A 2,198-nucleotide genomic window follows, 5' to 3' on the forward strand; every position below is an offset into this window, starting at 1 on the left:
GTAGCTCGCTTCGCTAAAAACCCCAAACCATCGGAATCACCGTCAGCGAAATCACCGCCACCACCACACTCATCGGCAAACCAATCCGCACATAATCCCGGAAGGTATACCCCCCCGGCCCCATCACCATCAGGTTGGTCTGGTAGCCCAGCGGCGTCATGAAGCTCGCGGATGCGGCGAACATCACGGCAACGATGAAGGGCATGGGGCTGATGCCCAGTTGTTCCGCTACGCCCAAGGCAATCGGAAATACCAACACAGCAGCAGCATTATTGGTGATCATCTCAGTGAATGCCGCCGTCAGCAGGTACACAATCACCAGAGCCATAAACGGCGAAAGGCCGCTTTCCGGAAAGGCTTCCTGCACAATCCAGGCGGCAGCACCACTGGTTTCCATGGCCTTGCCCAGCGCAAAGGAGGCCCCAATCACCACCAGCACCGGCAGGTTTACACTCACGTTCATGCGTGAGCGGTTCACCGTCACGCAACGCAGGGCCAGCATCAAACCGGCGGCCACCATAGCGGCTTCCAGCGTAGACGCAAGCCCCACCACATTAGCCAGCACCATGGCCACCAGCACCGCCACCGCCGCCGGAGCCCGGCGGAAGTCCGGTGGCGTGGAATCCTGCAGGGGGCTCACCAGCATAAAATCACGCCGGTAGCGGTACTGCTCCACGAACTGCTCACTGGTCTCCAGCAGCAGGGTGTCGCCCACCCGCAGTACCTGCTCACCCACCTTGCCGGCCATCCGCTGGCCATTGCGGCTGATGCTCAAAATCGCCGCCTGGTAGCGGGTCCGGAAGCCAGTCTCTTTCACCGTCTTGCCAATTCCCGGGAACTCCGGGCTCAGCACCACTTCTACCAAATGCCGCTGGTGATTATTCAGGCCCAGCTTGTGCACTGCGCCGTGGGCAGATTGCAGACCGTTGATACGCTGCAACTCACGGGCACACTCCGGCACCCCCACAAACGCCAGCAGATCGCCCTCCTGCAGGGTCATCTCCGGCCCCACCGCCGTAAACAGCTTCTCGCCACGCTGGATTTCGGTCAGGTAGCCGTAGGTCAGGTTACGCAGGCCCGCATCCTGAATGGTTCGCCCAGACAGATTGCTGCCCTTGGCTACAATCATTTCCACGTGGTACTCGCGGGCATGTTCCCACTGCTCTGCCATGCCCTCGCGCTCGGGCAGCAGGTAACGGCTTACCAGCAGCATGAACAGCCCCCCGCCCAGAAGGACAGGAATCCCCACCCAGGCCACATCAAAAATACCGAAGGCCGGCAGCCCCTTCTCCTGCACCAGACCGTCCACCACCAGATTGGTGCTGGTGCCGATCAGGGTACAAGTCCCCCCAAGGATGGCCGCATAACTCAATGGCAGCAGCAGCTTGGAAGCGGAGAGCTTGAGCCTTTGGGCCCACTCCTGCACCGCCGGGATCATCATGGCCACCACGGTGGTATTGTTTAGAAACGCACTGAGCAGAGACGCGGGGGCAATCAGCCGGAACTGGCTGGAGCGTTCGGATTTCGGCTGGCCGAGTAGCCGGTGGGCCACCCAGTAGATGGCCCCGGTATCCCGCAGGGCAGCCGCCACCACATACAATGCCGCAATGGTCATCAAACCCGGGTTGGCAAACCCCGCCAGCGCCTCGGCAGGGGTAATGATGCCGGTCACCAGCACCATCACCAGCGCAGCCATCATGGTCAGGTCCGCAGGCACACGGTTAGTCGCCAGCGCACCCAGCACCGAGGCCACAATCAGCAGGGTTATCAGAATTTCCAGGCTCACTCAGCGAATCCTTCCGGTGCAGCACACATGATCATAAAAGCCGCATTTTACAGCTAAAAAGGGATATAAGAAGGGGTTATTGATTCGAAATAAGAATAAGCAAAGGTCCTTCAGCACCGTCCGGTGACTCCCCAAACCAACGAGGGGCTTAAACCGTTTGAGGGGTGTGGACAAAGGATTTGACCGACATTGCCCAAAATCGGCCATGGAGACAACGCCCCACCCCATTTTGCCGTCAGCGGGCTTACAGCTGTGCCAAGGCCTGCAGAGTGGCGATGTCACCAAAATTCGGCAACCGTTTCGCGACCGGCACCACCCCTGTGATCCTGCCCAGTACTGATGGACACCCTGTTAAGCGAGTAAACTACGCGACAGAGGTGAACTATGGCAAGACAGACAACCCCCAAGAAAA

The 2,198-nt window shown here is 59.5% G+C and carries 1 protein-coding gene; it reads right to left on the reverse strand.

The genetic code is table 11. From position 1 onward, the window contains the following. Positions 1 to 13: 13 nt before the first annotated feature. Entirely contained in the window at positions 14 to 1,786 is a 1,773-nt protein-coding gene (locus GQF00_RS04485) for an SLC13 family permease (RefSeq protein ID WP_161317916.1), read from the reverse strand. Positions 1,787 to 2,198 lie beyond the last annotated feature (412 nt).

Source organism: Alcanivorax sp. DP30, assembly GCF_009882945.1.
Classification (GTDB): domain Bacteria; phylum Pseudomonadota; class Gammaproteobacteria; order Pseudomonadales; family Alcanivoracaceae; genus Alcanivorax.